Origin of the sequence: Paenibacillus sp. Y5S-9 (assembly GCF_036894235.1) — a bacterium.
Classification (GTDB): domain Bacteria; phylum Bacillota; class Bacilli; order Paenibacillales; family Paenibacillaceae; genus Paenibacillus.
The window spans coordinates 2,427,230-2,450,910 of the sequence record NZ_CP145887.1 but is presented as its reverse complement, the minus strand read 5'-3'; the positions used below and the strand labels follow the sequence as shown (position 1 = coordinate 2,450,910).

Annotated in this window: 19 protein-coding genes; 4 read left to right on the top strand and 15 right to left on the bottom strand. The window is 45.5% G+C overall.

The window, feature by feature from the left end:
- Positions 1-58: 58 nt before the first annotated feature.
- The 11 genes from V6669_RS10935 to rpiA form a co-directional block, all read right to left on the bottom strand.
- A complete protein-coding gene (locus tag V6669_RS10935) occupies positions 59-3,226 on the bottom strand; it encodes an MMPL family transporter (protein WP_338593758.1) in 3,168 nt (1,055 codons plus the stop codon).
- Positions 3,223-3,681 (bottom strand): MarR family transcriptional regulator, encoded by a 459-nt coding sequence (locus tag V6669_RS10930; RefSeq protein ID WP_338593757.1) that lies wholly within the window; start codon positions 3,679-3,681, stop codon positions 3,223-3,225. The genes V6669_RS10935 and V6669_RS10930 overlap by 4 nt, the downstream gene beginning before the upstream one ends.
- A 214-nt stretch (positions 3,682-3,895) precedes the next feature.
- Positions 3,896-4,333 (bottom strand): GNAT family N-acetyltransferase, encoded by a 438-nt coding sequence (locus tag V6669_RS10925; protein ID WP_036609514.1) that lies wholly within the window; start codon positions 4,331-4,333, stop codon positions 3,896-3,898.
- 55 nt (positions 4,334-4,388) lie between these two features.
- Positions 4,389-5,384 (bottom strand): BadF/BadG/BcrA/BcrD ATPase family protein, encoded by a 996-nt coding sequence (locus V6669_RS10920; protein ID WP_338593756.1) that lies wholly within the window; start codon positions 5,382-5,384, stop codon positions 4,389-4,391.
- A 68-nt stretch (positions 5,385-5,452) separates the two neighbouring features.
- On the bottom strand, positions 5,453-6,166 hold the full coding sequence (locus V6669_RS10915; protein WP_338593755.1) for a class I SAM-dependent methyltransferase: 714 nt from the start codon (positions 6,164-6,166) through the stop codon (positions 5,453-5,455).
- 68 nt (positions 6,167-6,234) lie between these two features.
- Positions 6,235-7,188 carry an alpha/beta hydrolase gene (locus V6669_RS10910; RefSeq protein WP_338593754.1) on the bottom strand — a complete coding sequence of 318 codons (954 nt, stop codon included), beginning with the start codon at positions 7,186-7,188 and terminating at the stop codon, positions 6,235-6,237.
- Between the two features lie 36 nt (positions 7,189-7,224).
- Entirely contained in the window at positions 7,225-8,934 is a 1,710-nt protein-coding gene (locus tag V6669_RS10905) for an ATP-binding protein (RefSeq protein ID WP_338593753.1), read from the bottom strand.
- Positions 8,935-8,949: 15 nt separating this feature from the next.
- The gene (locus V6669_RS10900; protein WP_338593752.1) at positions 8,950-10,038 is read right to left on the bottom strand and encodes a cobalamin-dependent protein; all 1,089 of its coding nucleotides are present in this window, start codon (positions 10,036-10,038) and stop codon (positions 8,950-8,952) included.
- Positions 10,039-10,324: 286 nt separating this feature from the next.
- Positions 10,325-10,786 (bottom strand): MarR family transcriptional regulator, encoded by a 462-nt coding sequence (locus V6669_RS10895; protein ID WP_017689273.1) that lies wholly within the window; start codon positions 10,784-10,786, stop codon positions 10,325-10,327.
- Between the two features lie 15 nt (positions 10,787-10,801).
- Positions 10,802-11,401 carry a GNAT family protein gene (locus tag V6669_RS10890; protein WP_338593751.1) on the bottom strand — a complete coding sequence of 200 codons (600 nt, stop codon included), beginning with the start codon at positions 11,399-11,401 and terminating at the stop codon, positions 10,802-10,804.
- Positions 11,402-11,426: 25 nt separating this feature from the next.
- A complete protein-coding gene (gene rpiA, locus V6669_RS10885; RefSeq protein WP_047842431.1) occupies positions 11,427-12,098 on the bottom strand; it encodes a ribose-5-phosphate isomerase RpiA in 672 nt (223 codons plus the stop codon).
- A gap of 511 nt (positions 12,099-12,609) precedes the next feature.
- On the opposite strand from rpiA, the gene V6669_RS10880 reads away from it, so the two are divergent.
- Positions 12,610-14,352, top strand: coding sequence for a methyl-accepting chemotaxis protein (locus tag V6669_RS10880; protein WP_091034997.1), 1,743 nt, complete (start codon positions 12,610-12,612; stop codon positions 14,350-14,352).
- A gap of 46 nt (positions 14,353-14,398) precedes the next feature.
- A complete protein-coding gene (locus tag V6669_RS10875) occupies positions 14,399-18,106 on the top strand; it encodes an amino acid adenylation domain-containing protein (RefSeq protein ID WP_338593748.1) in 3,708 nt (1,235 codons plus the stop codon).
- A 114-nt stretch (positions 18,107-18,220) separates the two neighbouring features.
- On the opposite strand, the gene V6669_RS10870 is transcribed toward V6669_RS10875, so the two are convergent.
- From V6669_RS10870 to V6669_RS10860, 3 genes are all read right to left on the bottom strand, one after another.
- Positions 18,221-18,841: a TraX family protein gene (locus V6669_RS10870; protein ID WP_338593746.1), complete on the bottom strand. Its 621-nt coding sequence runs from the start codon at positions 18,839-18,841 to the stop codon at positions 18,221-18,223.
- Positions 18,842-18,918: 77 nt separating this feature from the next.
- Positions 18,919-19,623, bottom strand: a complete 705-nt coding sequence (locus V6669_RS10865) for a GNAT family N-acetyltransferase (RefSeq protein WP_338593745.1) — start codon at positions 19,621-19,623, stop codon at positions 18,919-18,921.
- Positions 19,624-19,643: 20 nt separating this feature from the next.
- Complete coding sequence (locus V6669_RS10860; protein ID WP_036609525.1) at positions 19,644-20,117, bottom strand: RbsD/FucU domain-containing protein; 474 nt, start codon at positions 20,115-20,117, stop codon at positions 19,644-19,646.
- A 236-nt stretch (positions 20,118-20,353) separates the two neighbouring features.
- On the opposite strand from V6669_RS10860, the gene V6669_RS10855 reads away from it, so the two are divergent.
- A complete protein-coding gene (locus V6669_RS10855) occupies positions 20,354-20,800 on the top strand; it encodes a MarR family transcriptional regulator (RefSeq protein WP_338593743.1) in 447 nt (148 codons plus the stop codon).
- 30 nt (positions 20,801-20,830) lie between these two features.
- Positions 20,831-22,174, top strand: a complete 1,344-nt coding sequence (locus V6669_RS10850) for an MFS transporter (RefSeq protein ID WP_338593741.1) — start codon at positions 20,831-20,833, stop codon at positions 22,172-22,174.
- Positions 22,175-22,328: 154 nt separating this feature from the next.
- Here V6669_RS10850 and V6669_RS10845 read toward each other — a convergent pair whose 3' ends face one another.
- The gene (locus tag V6669_RS10845) at positions 22,329-23,630 is read right to left on the bottom strand and encodes an MFS transporter (RefSeq protein WP_338593740.1); all 1,302 of its coding nucleotides are present in this window, start codon (positions 23,628-23,630) and stop codon (positions 22,329-22,331) included.
- Positions 23,631-23,681: the final 51 nt, after the last annotated feature.

The following is a 23,681-nucleotide window of genomic DNA, read 5'->3' as shown; positions in this document are numbered from 1 at the left end:
TAAAAAAAGAAAAAAGCCCTGCCGCATAACGCGGCAGAGCCTGATTTATTGCAATGCATTACATGCCTATGGTCCGATCCGAATCAACGGAATCTGATTGTTCCTTGTTCGGGAATGGCCACCAGTTGGCCCGGCCAAACATCTTCACCATCACTGGAACGAAGAATGGCAGGAACAGCAGAGAGTACAAGATCAGTCCGCTAAGGACTACTGTGGCAATCTGCATCATCGAGAGAACACCGGATGGATACATGGCAGCAAATGTACCGCTCAGAATGACCGCGGCAGATAAAATAACAGTTCCCATGTTCTTCATCGCGTACAACATGGCATCCTGTACTTTCATGCCTTTGTTCTCATTGAAACGGTCCATCAGGAAGATGCTATAATCCACACCAAGTGCAATCAGCATGACAAATCCGAAGAATGGAGTAACCCAGCTGATGCCTGCGAACCCAAGGATATTAACAAAGACTACTTCAGTTACCGCCATCGATGTGAAATAAGCCAGTAATAAGGAAACGATCAGATACAGTGGCATAATGACCGAGCGAAGCAGCACAACCAGAATAATAAATGTACCCGCCAGCATCAGTATTACAGTACGTGTATAGTCGTTATTCGAGATTTCCTGCAAATCTGCAAACGTACTCGTAACGCCACCTACAGCTATGTCTGCTTTTTCAAGCGCACTGCCTTGTACCGCACGATGTACTGCCGCCTCAATGTCAGGAACACGATCAATGGCTTCTGTTCCGTATGGATTCTCGGCGAAAATAACGTCAATCGTCATCGTTTTACGATCTTTGGACAGATACGTATCAAATACCTGTTTGAAGTCTTTGTTGTTCAATGCTTCTTCAGGAACGTACCAGCCTGCCAGATCCGAATCAGGTGAATTCTGCAGCTCGGTCAGATAATCTTGTGCCGAATCCAATCCTCCCGAAACTTGCTTGATGCCATCGACACTCTGGTTCAGTCCATCTGTCAGTTGTGTCAGCTGACCACTCAGATCTGAGAAACCTTGCTGAATTTTCTCCTGTCCACCCTGAAGCTGACCAAGACCATCCTGGATGGAAGGGATTTCGCTGATCACTTTACCCTGACCATCAGCAGCCTGGTTGAGACCGGACTGCAACTGACCGATTCCCGTCACAATTTGGCTCAGACCATCGGCAAGAGCCTTCTGTCCGGCTGCTGCGGAGGCAAAACCTTCATTGGCCTGATTAATTCCAGCAGCGGCTTCTCCCAGCTTGGTCTGAATCTGCCCCAAACCTTGGGCGAGCTGCGCTGTACCAGAACCTGTTTCACCAATCGTACCTTTGATACGCTGGTAGTCAGCATCTTGCTGTAATTCAGGATAACGTTCTTCAAGTGCTGTGAAGGATTCCGTGAGACTGGTCAAAGCCGTTGAAACCCCGCTCAGCTGTTGCTCCAGTTCACGAGTTCCTTCCCCGAGTGCAGCGACACCAGCTCCCGCCTGACGATAGGCTTCAAGTAACTGATTGTTCGCTTGTGCAAGTTGATCTGCACTCGTTTTGGCTTGCTGAAGTCCGGCTTTCAGATCACCCGCACCTGCAGAACCATCTCGAATCCCTTTTTCAATCTGCCCAAGTCCCTCGCTGAGTTGCGTGATACCTGATTGCAACTGGGAGGTCCCTTTGGTAAGTTCCCCTGCTCCAGCGGCAGCTTCTTTTAATTGTGGTTCATTTTTACTTAGCTGACTGCTGGCTTCACTCAGACCATCACGGATTTTGTCGAGACCCGTCTTGCCTTCACCCAGTCCATCCGATAATGTTCCCACTTGCTGTGTAACTTCAAAATCTTTGATCTCATCACCCGTAGGTCGTGTCATACTACGGACACCGGAGATCCCGGGTACTTTCTCAACTTCCCGGCTGATTTTCTCAGCTACGGCCATATACTTCGCATTATCCATCGCTTCATCGTTCTGAATGACGATCTGACTTGGAAGTGATTCGCCCGGACCGAAGCTGTCGGAGATAATGTTGAACGCTTTTACTGAATCATACTTCTCACCAATCTCATCTAGACTGTTGAACGACAGTTTGCCATCATAGGTTGCCAGAAGAGGAACACATACTGCTGCAATGATGAGCAACGCAGCCCATGGACGTTTCAGCGAGAAGCGACCAGCTGCACCATAGATCTTGCTCTCGGCATGTTCCAGTGAACCTTTGGATGGCCAGAACATCTTTTTGCCAAGCACTGCCATAAAGAACGGTACAATAGTTCCCAGTGCAAGCATCATAACTGCAATACCAACAGCTACAGCAACCGCAGAACGGTATAAGATAAACTGGGCAAAGCCGATCGCAATGAATCCAACCAGCACGGCAAGTGCTGAGAAGAGTACCGTTTTACCAGCAGTACGATAGGTAGCAATGATGGCATCCCACGTATTCTCATGATGAGCCAGTTCTTCCTTGAACCGACTAATCAGCAGGATGCAGTAATCCGTACCAATCCCGAACATGACGGCGACCATAAAGATCTGTGTAAACGTGGATATCGGGAAGTCCAAACCATCCACCAGGAATGCAACAATCTGTTGCGATACAATGTAACTGATGCCCACCGTCAGCAGCGGTACAAACGGAGCTACAAACGAACGGAACACCAGGAACAGAATGAGTAAAATAAAGACAACGGTAATATATTCCGATTTCTTAAGCCCCTCTTGGGAACTTTCAATGGTATCCTCGTCAATCAGACCTTTACCGGTTATGTAGTGCTCCACATTGACGGTCTTCAATGCTTCATTCAGGTCTTCCCGCATTTCCTTGACCGTACGATCTCCCTGATCAATGGATAGCGACGTTAGAATCGTTTTGCCATCAGCCGAGATCATCTTCTCGGACAATTCAGGCTGAGAGAAAGGTTCCAGAATGGACAGAATGCCGAGCTTCTCTTTTTCGGCCTCCAATTGCTTAACAGCCTTCTCTGCCTCTTGTTTTCCCGTGGTACCCAGACCATCGGGATTATAAAATACAAGGGCAATCTGGCTGCCCTGCTGTTCTCCTCTTTGTGCTGCAACTTCATCCAAAATCGCTGATGCCTTGGTCGACGAGTATCCTTCAGGAACCGAAATCTGTCCTTTCTCCCGAATCAGTTCACTCATGTTAGGGGCAGTAAACATCAATACGGCAGCTACAACTACCCATAACCCCATCAACCACCATCGTGCTTTCAATATCGTTCTCATTCGTTCTCCCGTCCTCCTTCATGCGATAACAAAGCTGCAAGCTTCTCAAAAGATTCAATGAAATTACGAACCTCTTCCGGTGTAAAATGAACCAGATACGGCTCCAGAATCTGCTGTATTTCCTGTTCTGTCTCCCTGTACACCTGACTTCCGGTCTCTGTCAGCGTCAAATATACGACCCGGCGGTCACGTTCATCTCCGGCTCGATGGACCAGATCCCGATCCACCAGCTTGTTGACCAGAGCAGTAATACTGCTCTTGCCTATGCACAGAAGTTCTGCAAGATCAGAGGGTGTACAAGACTGCTTCTCATTAATGAGTCGAAGTGAACAGAACTGATCCATCGTCAAAATCTGCCCTACACGTTCACGTATTCTGGTATCAAATCGTTTAGTCATCAGGAAAGATGCATCCAAATAGCGATTAATAAGACTTTTAGCATCCGGTGTGCTCATTCATCATTCTCCTTTCGCAATATAGTTCACTTAACGAACTATTCTTCTGTGAAACTATTCTATAATGAAACAATCTTATAAAGCAATACTTTTTTCCTGTTTTTTTGATGAAAACGACAAAAAAACAGGACGTCCGACTCAGCTCATTGCCAAATCCAACATCCTGTAATGATTATAATTCATATATTTCTTAAAGTAATAAAAAGCCTTTGTGCTACTCTTCGTCTGTATCTTCCTCTTTTTCAAGCACACAACGGAATCGCTCCACACCTGGGTATAATTCACCCAGACTATATACCACAAACCCCGTATTCCGATAAAACTCGACGGCTTCCAGCTCGGTCTCAGCAATCAGTCTATCAGGATTGTATGTTGCTAACAGTTGTGAGATCATACCACGTCCATAATTTTTAAAGCGGTTTTCAGGCAAAACCGAGATATGATGAATGGTAACCTCACTTGTTCCTGTCTTCTCATATCCAATCAGACCGATCAATTGTCCCTCATCTTCGTAACCGCCCATTTGCAATTCGTCTTTCTCTACATATTGTTGCAACGCACGGTTCAAGTGATCCGGATCAGGAAAGACCGAGTAGGACAATAGTTCCTGTACTTCCGGCTCCTGTATGCGTGATTTCAGATTAATTAACACCTTGATTCCTCCTATACCTTGCTTGTTTCCGTTATCGTATTGTAGTCGTTAGCCTCTAAAAGTTCAAGTCGTGTGGCCGATTCAGCTCCGATTGAAGCATAGTTGAGATGTTATCCGATACGTTGATCTGCGCCAAATGATAGGCATCCAGCAGTGCGCCCCCAACTGCCGGCAAGTTACTGGATATGTATTGAATTTTTTTCCCTTCGCGCATATTGGCAGCATCCAGTCCTTTCTGAACAGCCTCCACCATATATGGTGAACTCAGACAACTTCCGGTAAGCGTAATGGACACTGTGGGCTGATCGAAACAGGATGCCAGCATCAGGATGCCCACAACAGCCGTATCGGCTGCCGAGCCGCAAACCCTAACTGCGAGGGGAATATTCCGATCAGCAGCTTCAGTCACCATAGACGCCATCTGACCAAATTTCCGGTTGGTCGCCTGTTTATTTTCGGCAAAACCGGCTATCCCCAGCGCAGCGAGTTCTCGAATTGAGGCAACATCCCAATATTTCAACACCTGCTCAATCCAAGCTTGGTCCTGCGGCCCATAACGTCCTGCGAGGATGGAATGAACCGTGTCGTAAGCTAAAAAACGTGCTGCTGTCGGCGCATAATGACCGAACTGATCGTTGCGGAGCCAAGCTCCCTGTTCGGTTCTGCCAAGGATCAGAGATCCTGTTCCTCCAATAGCGACAATACCTGGCTCACCATCGAAGGCCGCTGTATGTGCGATGTGCGTATCGTTTACCGCACTGATCCTGCCTGTAATCCTCGTACGAGCGAGTAATGCCTCCGCCCAAATCGTATCTTCAGGCTGATTCAGACCTGCCATTCCTGCCTGGATGGAGGCGATCTGATCTGATTGGAGTCCAGCCTGAGTTATCGCTTCGGCGATAGCTTCCAGCACATTTTGCTCGGCATTGGTATCGTGATAACGGTTGCAACCACTCTTTTGCACATAGGATAAAATCTTCCCGTTCTGATCTGCGACAGCCACACGCGTGTGGCTCCCTCCTCCATCCATCCCTATTACATATGTATTCATCCTTAACGATCTCCCTTCAGACCACACATTAAGAGTGCCGGGTCCATTGTCAGGTCCCGGCAGAGAGTTTATTGCTTTTGTACAGCAAAACGAAGCAGTTCACATCGGAATTGTGTTGGCTCATCATACTTTTCCTCTTCAATCGTCTGTGTGACATGTTCCTGAAGCAGAATATTCCAGCCTTTGTAAGCCTTCTCCAGTATAGCAATCGCCTCGGCTGTGGGCAGGTTCAGCTCAATTAACGGCTCAATCTCACGGCCTGTATTTATTTCTTTTTCCTCCACATTGGTACTCATCGTAATACAATGAATGCCCCCTGTTCGAGTTCCCGCTTGTAATCGCTCTAGCGCTTCCATGAAAGCTTGCTTATTCGATACATGTTCCAGACATGAGCAAGCAGCAATATAATCAAAATAATCCTTCTCAACAGCATAATGTTCAACATCTGCTTTCACTGCCTGCACGAGATGATCAACCTGATATTCTTTCGCATACTTGCGAAGTCCATCTATAGCCTCGTCAAGCAAATCCACACCGATGACTTCACTGTTCGTTTTTGCAAGACGCTGTGCAATCGGTATCGTATGCCTTCCCACTCCACATCCCAGATCGAGGACACGCAAGTCCTCCTTATGAGCAAGTAAACGTTCCAGCATATCCATCACCATAGGCATGGGCCTCGACATCCAGGTACCAGAGGCGAATAATTCATTGTTCTGATAGAAGTTGGAGTGATAACCTGCCTCTGCTTTTCGTGCAGCCTCAAATTGTTCATTTCCCATCAAAGCACCCCCATCGTTTAGAAAATGATTTGCATCTTCTACTTAATACCCAGATTGTCACAAAAAAATCAATTAAACGCAGGCGACAGATTCTTTTTCATAAAGGATTCCAGTGCCGCCTCATATCCGGTGCGGTCAACTTGAAACGCTGTGCCATGACCCGCACGAGGGACGGTCAGCAATTCCTTTTTGGTTGGGCAAGCTTCATACAACCTGTACACCATTTCCGTTGGTACAAACGTATCAGCCTCACCGTGGATGAACAGCACAGGAACGTTGACTTTGGCAAGTTGCTTGAGAGCCGAAGCCTCTCTGAAGGAATACCCTGCTTTCCACCGGGAGATCAGACTTGTGACAGGTATAAACGGAAATGCAGGTAGCTTGTATAATTGCTTTAACTGGAACGTCAGTTCTTCTTCCACGGATGTATACGCACAATCAGACACAATCGCTTTAACCTGAGTCGGCAGAGCTTCACCACCTGTCATCAGTACGGTTGCTCCTCCCATGGATATGCCGTGCAATACGATTTCCCCTTGTGTACCCACTTTTTCAAGCACCCAGTTGGTCCACTGGACATAATCCTTCCGATCTAACCAGCCAAAACCGATGATATCACCTTCACTCTGTCCATGACCTCGATCATCCGGCATTAACACGTTATACCCATGCTTTTCAGCATAGAATCGGGCAAAACCAGCCATTTCTCTGCCTCTCCCCGAATAACCATGTGCCAGAATAACCGTCTGATCCGACCCTTTATTGGAACTGAGCCATGTACCGTGCAGTTTTAATCCATCATGTGATTGAAGAGATATCTCTTCTGTAGGCTGACCATCAAGCCACTTCAGATCGGAAGCACTGCTGATGATTTCATTGTCCGGTTCAGGCATCAGATTTGGGTTATCCACCAAAAACGTTTTTGGTGTACGGCGAATGGCCGTTTTGAAAAAATAAAGCCCACCTGCCCACAAAAGAGCAAGAACGATCAGTACCAGTACTGCAAGTACGTAAAATAACATGAACGAGTTCTACCCTCTTTCCTTATTAAGATATGTTCAATCTTTACTTACTCGTTGAAGTGACTCACATGCTGCTTGATAGGCAGGTAACAAAGCATCCAGCAAAGGTTCTGCTTTCCGTGATTGACCTTCCTTCGCAAACTGCTCTATCTGGGCAAACAAAGTTGATAAATAACGAATCCCCAGACTCAGACTCCCTGATTTCAGATCATGGGCTACCTCGGTTGCAGCAACATGGTCGCCGGACACAATATGTCTGCGCAGCACCTCAATCTTGCCGGGTGTCTCGGTACGATACATGTCCAACAACATACCGAGGAGGGTACGATCGCCATCGGTGTTTAATTCCGCAATCTCATGCACGATGTTCATATTTAGTACCTCTGTCGGTTCGGAGGATTGCTGCCACTTCTCGATCATCTTACTCAGAATTTCCAGCGTGAAGGGTTTGCCAATAAAGTCATTCATCCCGGCTTCCATACACTTGTCTTTCTCTCCCTGCATGACATTACCTGTCATTGCAATAATGGGTGTGGTATGGCGCATTTCATCCATTTCTATCGAGCGGATTTTGCGTGTTGCCTCCAAACCGTCCATCAATGGCATCATATAGTCCATGAGAATCAAACTGTATTTTTTGCTGAGAAAAGCAGCTATCGCCTCTTCCCCATTCACTACAGCATCCACTTGGGTTATTCCCAGTTTTTTGAGCTGTAACATAACAAGCTGTCGGTTGATGACATTATCATCAGCCAGCAATACAGATACAGAAGAAGCTTTATCATCCATGTCCTGCCCCTGATGCTCTTGAGCGGAAGCAACAGACTGGTTAGCGGACTGGTTACCGTCTTTCTTACCAAGTGTAAGTTCGAACCAGAATGTTGATCCTTCACCCTCCTGACTGTCTACTCCAATCTGACCTTCCATCAGTGTAACGAGCGACCTGCAGATCGATAATCCAAGGCCCGTTCCTCCATACTCACTTGAGCGTCCTCGTTCAGTCTGCATGTAGGGTTGAAATAACTGGTTCTGATCTTCTTCCGAGATACCAATCCCCGTGTCTTCGACTTCAAATCGGATCATTTGTTTGCTCTCATCATCTTCCATAAGGGTAACTCGTATCCGCACCGTACCTTCTGATGTGAATTTGTTCGCATTCTGAATTAGATTGATCAGTATCTGTGTAATCCTCGTTGGATCCCCTTCAAGAGGAGTAGAGATTCTGGGGTCACAGTCTATGGATAACTGATTTCCGTTCTTTCTGACTTGGGGTTCGAGCAAACGAACAATATAGTTTATCGTCTCTTGCAGATCCACTTCTCCCAGTTCAAGTCGCATCTGACCCGCCTCAAGTTTGGACAGATCCAGAAGATCCTGAATCAGCTTAAGCAGCAGTTTGGCAGCATCTTGTATAACGGAAACGGAATTCTCCTGTTCTTCAGACAAGGGAGACAACTTAAGCATCTCAGCCATCCCCAATATGCCATTTAATGGTGTACGAAAATCATGACTGATGCCTGCAATAAATGCGATTTTTGAATCACCTGCATCTACTGCTTGCTGACGTGCAGCTTCAAGACTGTTATTGTTCTTTGCAAGCATACGCTGGAGTGTCACCAGTTCATTATTCATATCCGAGAATTCCGTAAGTGTCCGTTCCTCTTGCTCTTTACTCCGGATCATCTGATCCGATAACTGCTTAATCGTTCTGCGTAGCCTCTGTATCTCTCCACTCTCATTAGACATCACATCATCCCTCTCTTAATCCCTAACCATATCAAGCTGATTACATGTAGCTGGCTGAGCCAGTAATTGTTCTGCAACCGCTACCGCTTCATCGGCTCCTGGAGCATAACCGTCAGCTCCTATCGTTTTCCACAACTCCTGATCAATATTAAAGGGATATCCCCCAACCATAATCTTCACACGTGCCGTTGCCGGATGATGACGGATCAGATGAATCAACTCTTTGGCCAGATGAAGGTGATACGTCATCGTAACTGAAATCGCAACAACATCGCCCTGATGCCGCTCTATAGCCTCTATTACACTTCCATTGGGAACATTGGCTCCCAGATAGTGCGTATCCCAACCTTCCATCTCAAACACATCTGTGAGCATACGCAGTCCGATCTCATGTTGTTCACTGCCTACACAGGTAGCCACTAGTTTTTTATTCTGACCTGTATGAATCAACCAGCGAGAATAGAGACGTGATATGAATGACTGGGTCGCTGCCGTACAAAAGTGTTCTTGCCCCACACTGATACGATGGCATTGCCACAATCGTCCAATTTCATATTGGGTGGGCTGAAAGATATATCGATAAATATCACGAATCGTCACCCCAGCTTCTAACTGGGCTTCAATGATCTCGAAGGCTTCTTTCCGTTTATTCTCAAGCAAACACTGCAAGTACGATTGCGCGGCATCTCCATATGGCATGGATTCGTTGATATAACCCGCCTGTGACTCCATGTGTGTTGTTCTATATATTCCCATCTCCAGATACTCGAGCAAAAGTGCCTTTGACGGATGGTCAAATTCTTCTTCCAATGTCTCTTTGATCAGATTGAGATTAATTTCCAGGTCTTCTGGTGATACCTTATAACCCTCAAGTAGAACTTTCAGCCAGGCAATATAATGAGTAAACAGGCCTGGACTCTGTACGAGCGCACTTTCTGCCAAATAGTTCAAGCTATACTCCGAATCCTGTTTGGTTCGCATTTTTCCATTCTCGCCAAATCGCTCAAGTAAATCGGGCTGTCTGAGATACTGTTTCTCCGTTATTTTATCAGCTAAGTTCGCAGATTCTTGGAGCAATCGTTCTCCTGCTTCTTGATGACTCATAGATGCACCTCTCCTCTACCCGCATCACATCTCCATCATCATTCGTGACTAATCCAGAATGAGATCGATGTTAGCTAACTTGCAATCGGGATAGGTTCTTCTACTTGATCCAATCCATCCATTCCGCTCTTAATCGTTCTGTTCTATTATACATGAACTTTCGATGATCATGTTTTACACACGATGAATGTATAGAACAATCTTCCTATATTATGTAGGTCCTTGCAAGTCAGTCAGCCAGTATAAGCCTGTACTTTTCGAGATCTACAAAAAAAACTGACCTGCGTTATGAACGCAAGTCAGTTTTCCCTTCTGCCGCCAATCCCAGCTTCTTCAACATCTTAATCGCATCCACTTTCTCGGAAGGGTCAAGTCCTTCCAAAGCATCAATGATGACCTGATGGTGTTGAGGAAATATCTGTGTGAACAATTCTCTTCCTTCCTCGGTTAACTCAGCGTAAATGACACGCCGATCTTCTTTGGATGGTCGACGAAACAGCAGATTTTTATTTTGCAACTTATCTACAACGTACGTAATATTACCACTGGACATTAACACCTTTTCACCAATCTTTTGCAATGCCTGCGGTCCCTTATGATATAACAAATCAAGCACACCAAATTCTGTCGTATTCAGTCCGTGACTCTGGATGTCCCGATTGGAACGTGAGGTCACAGAATTGTAGGCCCGAACAAGAACTACGAATAATTGTAAAGACAGTTCCCGGTTGTCCTCCGTGTTCAGCATTTCAATAATCCTCCATCAGTTGTTTACATTTCGGCTCGTATGAGGGGCCAGCTTCTGCTCCCACTCCTCACGGAGCATCCCCATACGAATTGAATCATAGTACTGCCCGCGAACGATACGACACTTCCGCATTCGTCCCTCCACCTGTAATCCGGCTTTCACAGCCGCACGCATCATACGTTCATTACCAGACCAAGTAGTCAATCCAACCCGAACCAAAGGCATCTGTTCGAACAAATGACTTGACCACATAACAAGTGAGCGTGTGCCAACCCCGCGTCCCCACTGGACAGATCTGTATATTACAATCCCCATTTCCAGCCACATGGATAACTCATCTTCTATGTAATAGCTGATTGTACCCACAATTTGTCTGTCGGATTCAATAATACGGATTGATACGGGTTTGGAATCGCCTGGATCTACGTCCATAGGTTTGAGCATACCTTGTTCAAAACTTTCATAACTTTCGTGTTTAAGTGGGTAATAGGGTGCATCCCATTGCTTCCATTCAGGTACGTCATCACTGTAGATCAATTCATAGAGTTCTTTCAGATCCTGTTTCTCCACACACCTGAGTACAAGTTCACCATCAACGATTGGCAGTTCTTTCATACGATGAAAAGCACCCTCTTCCATATTAAGAACGATGAAGCTCTTCAATACTTCCGTCCGCATTGGCAAGAATGACTGTACTAGCCATATCCACAAATAGTCCGTTATCAACAACACCTGGTAACATGTTCAATTGAACATTAAGGTCCGCAGCGTGATCAATCGCCTCCAAGTGGCAATCTGCTATCAGGTTTCCGTTGTCTGTCAGATAACGTTGCTGTCCATCCATCCGCCATTGCGGTTGACACCCCAATTTTTCGAGCGCCTGGAAGGTCCACTCAGAAGCAAATGGAACAACCTCAACTGGAAGCGGGAATTTCCCCAACTTTTGCACGGCTTTGCTGCCATCCGCTACAATAATCAATTTGTCACTATTGGCTGCCACGATTTTCTCACGCAAAAGAGCCCCGCCGCCCCCTTTAATCAGGTTAAATTCGGGATCTACTTCATCAGCGCCATCAATGGTCAGATCCAGACGTCCAATCTGGTCAAATGGGACGATGGGAATCCCCCATTCACGGGCAAGCTTGTCCGAAGCCTCTGAAGTGGCAACTGCTTGAATGTTCAATCCATCACGTACCCGCTCACCGATCCGGCAGATGGCATAATAAGCTGTTGAACCTGTACCCAATCCAACCTTCATTCCATCTTCAACATATTCTGCCGCACGCTCTGCTGCTATCTGTTTAAGATTCATCTATAAACCCCCGCTGCTCATAATTTGAGAAATGCATATGTAGTTATTATAGATAAAACCGCTTCCGATGTATATCCGTGCCTTCTGTTGCATCTTTTCCATCATATTTTTGTTTAGTTGAAGGATGTATTTTTACCCACCATGTTATAGAATACAGAATGAAGCTAAAAAATGGGAAATTTTAAAATAAACAGTTCTAAATACCTATAATACATCTGATATGTCCATAAATACGTAAAATATTAAAAAAAATTTAACGATACTATTCAATTTAACGACATTTTATACGACATATTAATTATAGATGTGTTTTAATAATTAGACACCTATGGTTCATACGGTACATAAGTCTCTACGAAAGCGACTGATAAACCAAGACCATGGTCGCATAAATTTCCTTTGGAGGGGATCACGGAATGATCTAAGTTCACTGTACCAAAGCAACCCTAAAGTTTCTTAATTTAAAGAAGATCAGGAGTGGAATTTAGTGAAATCATTAAGTTGGAAAAGCATGTCGTTTTTCTCCAAAAATTTGTTACTCTCATTTACTAATATCATTATCATCGGGGTAGCACTTATCGCAAGCAGTTACTATTTTCAAAAAACAGTTCTTGTTGATCAACTGCACGGACAAGTGGAACAAATTACCAAAAAGTGGGCTGAAGATATCAATCCTGCCGAGGTACAAGCTGCTATTGCGGAAGGTAGTTATGATGGAGCAACACAAACGAAATTACGAGCGTATTTCGATGAGATGCAAGAATATTATCCTAACATTGCACAAGCCTACATCTTCGGTGTTGAGCTCGGTGGCGATAACAAGAGATTAACTTCCCTTGTAGCGATGCCGACCAACCTAAGAGAGGCTTTTCAAAGTGAGAACGTAAATATTGGTGACATGTATGAGCAACCGGTCGTTGTAGCCAATGCACTGAAAGAAATGCTTAATACGGATCGCCCAACATTCACAACATTTTATTCCGATGATTTCGGAACATGGACAACCATTGCATATCCAATCAAAGACAGCAACGGTAAGATTTTCTCATATTTTGCCATTGATGCAGATGCATCAGCCGTACCCGCAGGACTAAACTCCTTGCTCAAAAACGGAATTATCATCCTTGTGGCCTTCTTGCTGTTATTCCTGATTATCCAATACCTTGTAGTTAAAAATACACTTTCCCCTATCCGTCACTTGATCAAAGGAATTGATGACGTCAGTCGGGGTAATTTGAATGTCAACATTCCGACAGGCAAAGACGATCTGGGACTCGTTAACGAGAAGTTCAACACCATGGTTCGCAAAATTAACGATACTATCGTTAAAGTGCAAATCACATCACAAGAAGTAAATCAGTCTGCCAAAGAACTATATGAAGTTTCCGAGCGCAACAGTGAGAATGCAGATTCTATCAATAATAATGTGACTCAAATCACTTCCAACATTCGTTCACAGGAACAGGCAACCCGGGATAGTGCGCGTGCCATGTCCGAGATGGCTACCGTAATCCAGACGATTGCCAGCAGCTCGGCAAGTGTAGCGGATGAAGCCTATGAGATGGAACGTCGTTCGCAACAAGGTAACAGCGTTGTCCGTCAGGTATCTGAACAGATGAATCTGATTACGGAATCGGTTAAGAATACCGCTTCTGCCATTGAGGTTCTGGAGAGTCGTTCACAGGAAATCGGCGATATTCTCAATATCATCTCGGGAATCTCCAGCCAGACCAACTTGCTTGCTCTTAATGCATCCATTGAAGCAGCTCGTGTTGGTGAAGAAGGAAGAGGATTTGCAGTTGTTGCAGGTGAAGTACGCAAACTTGCCGAGCAGTCTGAACAAGCAACCAGCCAGGTTGGCGTATTGATCCAAGAGATTCAAGCTGGAATTAAACAAGCTGTACGTGCTATGGAACAAGGTACGTCAGAAGTAGATACAGGGCTCAGCGTAGCCGATCAAACAGGACAACTGTTCGAAGATATTTTAGAAGCAGCGAAAAAAGTATCTAATCAGATTCAGGAAGTATCAAGCGCGACGGAGGAAATCTCTGCGGGTACGGAGGAAATGACCGCTACAGCAGATGACTTGTCTTCAAGCGTAAGTAAGACAGCAAACAGCAGTGAACAAATTTCCTCATCTGTTGATGAGCAAAAAGCATCTTTGATAACACTGGTAGACTCCTCCACACGCCTTAACAGCATGTCTGAGGAACTCCAAGAACTGATCTCTCATTTCAATGTAAGCAAACAATAATTCAAATCCACAAACATTCGGTTTGAACCAAGGAGGAATAACTGAAGTGATTGAAAACCAACCATCTTCTTCCCATTCCATGGAATCTAGCTTGCCAGTTCTACAGATTCCACTGGATTTTGGGCGACGTCAACAATCATTCTCTTATCAGTCTGCTCAAATCACATTACATGCTTCTCTGAGCCGTGAACTTAAACAGAAGTATGGAGAACAGATGGTGTACCCGGTACTCCTCTCAGCTTATGCAGCCTTGTTATTCCGATTGTCAGCTGAACAGGAACTTGCCATAGGTATACTTTCCCCCGATCAGGCAGCTTCCTATCTTTCATTACAGATTCAGGGAAAATTGACCTTCAGCCAACTATGTCATCAGGTGTCAGAGCAGCTCAAGATTGAATACACGTTGCAAAACGGTGGATACCCTGAATCGTTTTTTATGCTGAATAGTGTACAGTTGCCTCAAGCTCCTCAAATATTAAACTGGAACGTTCGAGATGATCAGAACATGCTCATCCTCGATCTGTTCTATGATAGTTCACTGTTGAAAGAGTCTACCGTGCTGAGATATGCAGAATATTATCAGACTCTTCTACTCGCCCTTGTGCGTGACGGTGAGAAAGCAATCGGTACGGTAGATATTCTTTCTGCCTCAGATCGATTGCTTTACCGTGAAATGAATGATACTTCTGTTCTCGAACCAGAGAATCAGACGGTTCATGGCTGGTTCGAAGCAACGGCAGCGGCATATCCGGATTCACCGGCGATAACATCGCCATCCAAAAGTTATACGTACAGGGAATTGAATGAACGAGCTAATCAGGTTGCACGTGTTCTGTTATCCAATGGATTGCAGAAAGGTGAATTCGTCAGTATCTTTATGGATCGAAGTCTGGAGACCATCATCTCCCTGCTTGGTATTCTGAAGGCAGGTGGTGCATATGTTCCGATCGACCCTGAGCATCCACAAGAACGTAACAGTTATATCGTGGAAGATACGGCGTCCTCATTCGTGCTGACAACGGAGGCTTCTTATGCCCAAGCTTCCAGCTTGTTCTCCAGTATAGCTACGGTCCGTCAGATTCTCGCTGTGGATGGTCGTTTAGCTGGATTTGCAGCAAGTAACCCCAATCTGGATATTCAGCCAGACGATCTTGCGTATATTATCTACACGTCAGGGTCGACCGGTAAGCCCAAAGGTGCACTGATTGCCCACCGAGGTGTAACCAATCTTGGCAGTGTGGTTCAGCGTGATTGTGACATTCAACCAGGTGATGTATTAACCCAGTTTGCTACATACAGCTTTGATGCATCCGTGTGGGATACCATTGGCGCCTTGTTCTATGGAGCAGAATTATATCTGTTGTCTGCGGAAGAACGTGTATCCGTTGAAGAATTCGCAAGTGCAATTGAACGAACAGGAACAAACATCATTACGATACTGCCTACGATTTTCTTCAATCAGCTTGCTTCCTACTTATCCGATGAAGGTTTCCACAAGCTGGCCAAAGTCCGAATCATTACTGTAGCCGGAGAAGCGTTATATGGAGAACAGGTTCGTGCCTTCCAGCGCAAATTTGGAAACCAGATTGATATTGTTAATGTGTACGGACCTACCGAATGTACAGTAGCCACAGCTACTCACCGCATCAGTGAGCAGGTTCCGGAACATGTGGTGAACATCCCTATCGGTAAACCGATTCATAACTACAAAGTATACATTGTGAATGAAGAACAACAACTCTGTCCGGCAGGTGTACCTGGTGAGGTATATATTGCTACCCCTGCACTGGCCAAAGGTTATCTGAATCAGCCAGAACGTACTGAGCAAGCATTCATTGAGAACCCGTTTGCGATGGGTGAGAAAATCTACAAGTCTGGCGATATTGCCAAATTGCTGGATACCGGGTTGCTGGAATATGTCGGTCGCAGTGACTCTCAGCTAAAAATTCGTGGTCACCGAATTGAGATTGGGGAGATTGAAGATCACTTTGCACGGCTTGATCAGATCCAGAACGTTGCTGTCATTCCGAAGAAAGAATCCGATGGACAAAATATGCTGGTTGGTTACTTTACATCGAAAGATGGCAGTACCCTCTCTGTTTCGGACATCAAGGCAGAACTGACGGAGAAACTTCCTTCTTATTTTGTACCAAAGTGGATCTGTCAGCTGGATGAAATGCCGATTGCACCGACTGGAAAAATCAATCGCAAAGCGATGGTATCCCTGCCTCATGTTGAACGACATGAAGATCGTCCTGATCGGGTCATGCCTGAGACGGAGACGGAATCCCTTATCCTGGATGCATGGAAAGAAATCCTTCAGCACGATGACTTTGGTGTCGAAGACAGTTTCTTCAATATCGGTGGTGATTCACTCCGGGTCATTCATGTACTTGTTATTCTGAAGCCACATTATCCACAGCTGAAAATTGCCGACTTCTTTGCCGAGAAAACAGTCCGCGCTCTCGCTCGTCGTGTGGAAGTATTGTCTCTCAGTGCTGCAGAAGTTACGGATTCAGTGGTGACCGACGGTATGATTACACAATTATCCGAACATCCTGTGGAGCTAACATCCCAGTTGGGGTACCCGCTCATTCGTGAACCTGAGCATGTGTTACTGACCGGAGCAACTGGTTATCTGGGCTCTCATGTGCTGCAACAGTTAATTCTGAATTCCAGTACACGAATCTACGCCCTTGTTCGTCGACCATCCAATGGAATAACTGCAATGGAACGTTTGACTAACGTGCTGGAAGGTTATTTCGGCAAACAACTGACTGACCAACTCTCCACTCGCGTGGAGATTATTGAAGGGGATCTCGAACAACCTAATCTCGGTCTGTCCACTGAACAAACGGCTTATGTTCAGGATCGAATTGACCGTGTCATCCACTGCGCTGCAGACGTACGTCATTTTGGCGATGCCGATCAGTTCGCCAAAACAAACGTGGAAGGAACGGTCGCATTGCTAGACTTGATTCGCAGCAAACCAGGTGCTTCCTTCCACCATGTATCCACGATGGGTATTCCGGAAGACCTGGCACTCAGCGGACAATGGGAATCTTCCCTGCAATATGATCGGTTCCCGGCTGACTTGCATGTGGACAACCTGTATTCGGACAGCAAGCTTGAAGCCGAGAAAGTGCTCATGATTGCGGCAGAGGAAGGGGTACCTGTCAGCATCTATCGTGCAGGTAATCTCACTTGCCACTCCGAAACTGGACGTTTTCAGTCCAATATTGATAGCAACGCCTTTTATCGTATGATCAAAGCGATGTTATTGCTCGGCAAGGCTCCTGCGGCTGACTGGATGGTTGATTTTACACCGATTAACTATGCAAGTGAAGCTATCGTTCATCTGGCCTTACGTCAGGATACAGCCGGTCGTGTATTCCACATCTGTAATCCGGAGCCCATCCGTTATGATGAGCTGATCCGTTCTGTGAATCGGGTTGGTTATGAAGTCGAAACGCTACCTTTTGCGGATTACACACGTTGGTTGTTCGATGCGAGCATTAGCAAGGAGCCTGAGGCTCTTCAGTTGGCTATTGCACAGCTTGAAGGCGACGGTGCGAAGGATTCAGCTTATGTCTATGCCTGCCCTGTCACAACGGCTTATGTGGAACCAGCCGGTATCTCATGTGCGAGAACAGATGATCGCTTCATCTCCGCCATGTTAGACTACGCTGTTCATATTGGGTACTTCCCCGCCGCAATTCGGGACCATAAGGGCACTTCTACAGCAATGGAGTAAGTTCACTCTATCCTCAGCATTTATTAATAAATAAGGTCACACGAAAAGAAGCCATCTATCGTCATTCACTGACGATAAGATGGCTTCTTTTCTTTGCATTTTTGGATCATTCTTTTAGACCCATCGGATAATTGCAATGATGGCAAGATGCGCTGGATAGAAATAACGCCAGACCCAACGTGGCCCCTTCATACGGAATCCCGCTTGGTAATACTGAGCAATAGCAATGCCGGCGGTTGCGAGCACACTATACATTTGCACAGAGCTGTTATGCAGCAGAAGATATAGTGCATTTAACAATACATGTGCCACGACAAGTACAGGACCCTGGAAATAACGGAATAACAGAACCAATAACAATCCGTACATCCCGTAATCCATATGGCTAATTTCCATGAACCAACCTGCTCCAATTACAATCGGAATCCCCAGTAGTTTGGATGGCAATTTATCAACAACGAATAATACCAACAGGGCTGACCACAATGTCCATACCACGTTCAGAGAATAATGATTAAACGCAGCCATGAACGGCACCTGTGATATGATCGCGATCCAGAACAGCCGCCATATGTATTTTTGTACGTCTCGTGTATGTTTATAACCGATATACACTGCAAAAGCATAGATTGGAAAAGCGATACGACCTATGATCCTCAGTTCTATAATATGTGGAAAAAAGACAGCCCCTATATGATCAATTAACATCGTGATCATGGCAATCCACTGCATCATGTTGCGACTCCCCTCCCTTGTTGCCGACGACACGAGTGTGCCATTCATTCATATAGTGCGTCTTTTTGAGCAACCTCTTATACATTAAGTTCATAATACATGAATTTGGTATCCTGTGCATATCCTTCGGATTCATATAAAGCTTGCGCTTGTTTGTTACTTAACTCAGTTGAGAGTGATATACGAAGAACCCCTCGCTCAGATGCCAATTGCTTGGCTGCTTGCAAGAGCTTCCTGGCAATGCCTTGCTGACGATAATCCGGATGCACATATAGATCATTTAGCACCCAGACAGGCCCCATCGATACTGAACTGAAACTGGGATACAGCTGAACGAATCCGGTGCAAATTAAGTCATTCGAGATTGGCTTTTTTGCTACCAAAATCACCGATTCATGGCGTTCCATTCGTTCTCTAATATACTGACGTGCTGCCTCAATGTCAGCATTTTGGTTGTAGAACATCCTGTACTCATTAAACAAAAGTCCCACTTCGTTACAATCAGGAAGATCCGCTTGTCTGATTGGGTGCTGCATTTCACTCAACTCCTCTGGAATGGAGACCATCGTCTCTTCGTTTGTATTTCTTTCAATTGTATAACAGTCCTTTCCATTTCCCCATTCATCATCTGCATCAAAATTTGTAGTATCTTGAGCAGTGAGCTGACATTCGTTCATGAGCGCTTCCAGTATGCTTCTTGCTATTAAGTCCATACCAATTCTGTACGTTTTGTTATATTGACTTCGTATTGGTAAAAATAAAAAGGCGACCAAAGCATCCACTGCTCCGTCGCCGTAATTATTCAGTTTGATTCAGCATTCTGCTGTTCCTGACCAGGATCAGCATCGGGGAAAATGACGCCTTTTTTCAAAATCAGATTGGCATATTGCGCGCGCTCACCAGTTGCAACAATCACATAGGCATTCGAAGCACGTTTATAAAAATCAAATCGCTCTTCATGATCAAAAGCATCCGTGATGCCTTCATATTCTTCAATCAACCGGCGGTAGTCTTCCCATATGATCGGGATCACCTGATCCCCTTTCACAACCTGCATGACAGCAGCGGGACGCTCAGCATAGGTATCCAGTGGATATAATTGCAGGATGGCATCCAGCAGTTCAACGACTCCCAGTGCATCACAGCGTACCAGTCGCTTGGCATGACTGGCTGCGGGGAAATTGCCATCCGCCAGAACCAACTCGTCTCCATGACCCATTTCGGACATGATTTTGAGTAACTCTGGAGGTATTATTGCGGGTATATTCTTTAGCATACACAGCTCTCCTTGTTCATCTCCAACATCAGTTAGAGCAAATTGGTTTGGTTTTCTCCATTCTTCAAGCACGCTAGACATTGATTCTATAAAAGCGATTTCATTACCATTCTAACAGTATTTTTAGATCATTGCACAGCGCACACGTACGTTCGATATGAGAATATTTCATTTTGACAAAAATACTTGTTTGACATATAGTTGTTATAACAACTAATTAATTGGGACATTTTATTATGGAAGCGAGGTCTAGCAATCACATGGACTATACACTGGAACAATCTGTTGGATTCATGCTGGGTTTCACACATCGTAAAGCTGTAGCTTTACTTGCGACGCGATTCAAACCTTATGATATTACGACAGAGCAATTTTCTGTTCTCTTTAATGTTGACCGCGGTGAAGGTGTGAATCAGAAGGAGCTCGCTGCACGTGTCTTCAAAGACCAACCCACCACTGCGCGGATTATTGATCTGCTTGAGAAAAAAGGTTGGGTAGAACGCCGGACCAGCGAACAGGATCGCAGAGCCTACCTGTTATATCTCACCATGGAAGGCAAAGCGTTAATTGATATCCTCGTTCCGATTGAAAGAGAAATGAATAAAGAACTTGCTGAAGGTATATCTGAAGACCAGATGGAAGCATTTAAACATACTCTTTCCCTCATTAACCGCAACTTGTAATGAATCACAACTCAGGGGGAATACATCATCATGAAAGAACAATCTACACGACAAGTTAGACTATGGACCACCGATTTTATACTGCTGATGCTGTGCAACTTCTTGTTGTTCTTGCAACTGCACATGATCGTCTCTCCGCTTCCGTCCTACGTTCAGGAGCGATTTCACGCCAATGCATTTGAAGTAAGTTTATTCACCTGTCTGTTTGCACTAAGTGCCATTGCAGCCCGTCTCTATTCCGCGAAAGCACTGGAGAAGGGCCTTCGTAACGCCATGATCTATATCGGCCTGTCCGTAGCCCTGCTGGCAACGCTCGGCTATTATTTTGCTGCCGGTATAGCTGTGCTCTTGTTGCTGAGAATGTTGTTTGGTATCGGGTTTGGTATGAGCAGTACCGCTTTTCCAACGATGGCCTCGGACATTGTGCCCGTCAAACGAATGGGCGAAGGTATGGGTTACTTTGGTCTATCGACTAGCCTGGCTATGTCTATGGGGCCAATCATTGGGGTCACTCTGCTACAGGGTGCTGGATTTGTAACCTTGATGTTATGTACTGCGGGTGTACTCGCTGTGATCTATCCACTGAGTTATTCGCTGACACGCAAAAAAGCAGTCAGAACCGATAACAGTGAAAATATCATGCCACAAGCTACAACAATTGCTTCAGAGTCCAATCCAAAACAGAAGACACCTTTCAATCGTAAGCTGATTCTGCCAAGTGTACTGAACTGCCTGTTATCCATCACCTATGGTGGGCTTGTCGGATTCATCGTTTTGTATGGTAAGGAAGCCAATCTGGCCAATCCTGCGCTGTTCTTTTTGTTCAATGCACTCGCCGTGTTATTGGTTAGACCATTTGCAGGGCGGATCTATGACAATAAAGGTCCAAAAGCACTGCTCATTCCAGGGGCAATATTCGTTGCTGTCGGCCTCATTCTGCTCTCGTATGCAACCTCCATGTCTGTCCTGTTCATTGCTGCCTTTATCTACGGGATCGGTTATGGTTCCATGCAGTCGTCTCTGCAGACCTGGATGATTCAAGTTGTATCTCCTACTCAGCGGGGTATGGCTAACGGTATGTTTTTGAACTCGCTGGATCTGGGTATTGCAACCGGCGCCCTTCTTCTTGGCGCCATTGCGGCCATAACCAGTTACACCGATATGTATCGATATTCCGTAATGTTTATGATTCTGTTCTTGCTTATATATCTGATTCAGGGAAAACGAAGCGGCAGCTTCTCCATTGAACCTCATGCTCTGCTCGCTCATACTCATATCACTGCAACGGAACCACCTCAAGATCAATCCAAGAATTCAGAATCTGGAGCAGGCAACACCGAAACTAGCCAGTCGAATATAAGCAAACACGAATGATTGGTTAACGTCATTCCGAACATAAAAACGCGTTTACACCGAGAAAGCAAATTCATCCGCTTTCTTAGGCGTAAACGCGTTTTTTTATTGGAACAGATCTGAATGTTAAAGTGAAGACACCATGGAAATGAATGTAGCATACAGCACCATCTATCTAAAATGGACTTCTCTTGCGACCTATGGAAGCATACCCTCTACTCGTCTCGATCACATCCATAGATGTTTCATCCTGTTTCTGCTTGCTTCCTGAAGTAGGTTGGTCTCCCTTATCCGGCTTAACTGCGAATAATGTGAGCAATCCGCCCACTGCGCCAGACGCAGCGAGCACACCAAAAAGCAAAAAATGATGAGAACCGATCAGCAAAGAAACGACAGGTGGACCGAGAGATACCCCAATGAATCGCATGCTGCTGAACAGAGCCGTGATTGTGCCCCGCTGTTTTTTGTCCACGCCTTCTGTAATCAAGGCATCCAGACATGGTAACGTGGCACCTATTCCGGCACTTCCCAATGTGAAAAGACCTACTACAACATAGATATTATCGAATAAACCTATAACGCCAAGGGATACCGTCAGAAGCGCAAGTCCTGTGAAGCCAAGCCATTTCATCCGCGTTTTGTTCTTGCCAATCCACTTCCCTGCCAGGAAAGAAGACAGACATAACGCTGCCAGCGGAATCGCAAGGACAAGTCCTTTAAGAACACCTTTCAGGGCGAATTCGCTCTCCAGCGTCTCGGATAGATAATATAACACACCAAAGATGACAAACATGCAAATACCGCCGATTGCAAACAACGCATACAACCAGCGTCCCTTTTCTTTCAATACGTCACGAATCGATGCCACAAATTCAGGAAAGGTGGGAGGCTTTTCTTTTTTCCGGGGAGTCTTCACCAGAAAAATAACAAGAACCAGCGAAAGCACACAAAGTATAGGAATAGCCATGAATGGCGCATACCACAACCAGACCGCCAGCGCTGCACCCAGAATCGGACTTATGACTTTACCGAACGTATTTGAGGTCTCAATGATACCCAGGCTTTTGCTAACTTCGTTTTCATCATTGAACATGTCCCCAACCAACGGGATAACGATAGGAAATGCGCCGGCAGCACCTATTCCCTGCAATAACCTGCCACCCAGAATGGTCCAGTAGGCTATGTTTCCGTTCAGCATCCATGCTGCCACACCAGCGACAGCACCTCCGACGGCTGCAATAACGAGGCTGGGAATGATAACTGCTTTTCTGCCAAAACGATCCGACAAGTACCCTGCAAGAGGAATAAGCAGGATGGCAACTACAGCGTAGACTGTAATGAGCATACTGACCTTAAATGCAGATACCTTCAACTCACGTTCAATCTGTGGCAGGATCGGTATAAGCATGGAATTACCCAAGGTCATAATTAAAGGGATGGAAGCAAGTGCGACGAGGTCCCACTTTTTATCGTTCATACCACAACCACCTTTACAGATTCTACACACAACAGCATTATTGTGCTTGTT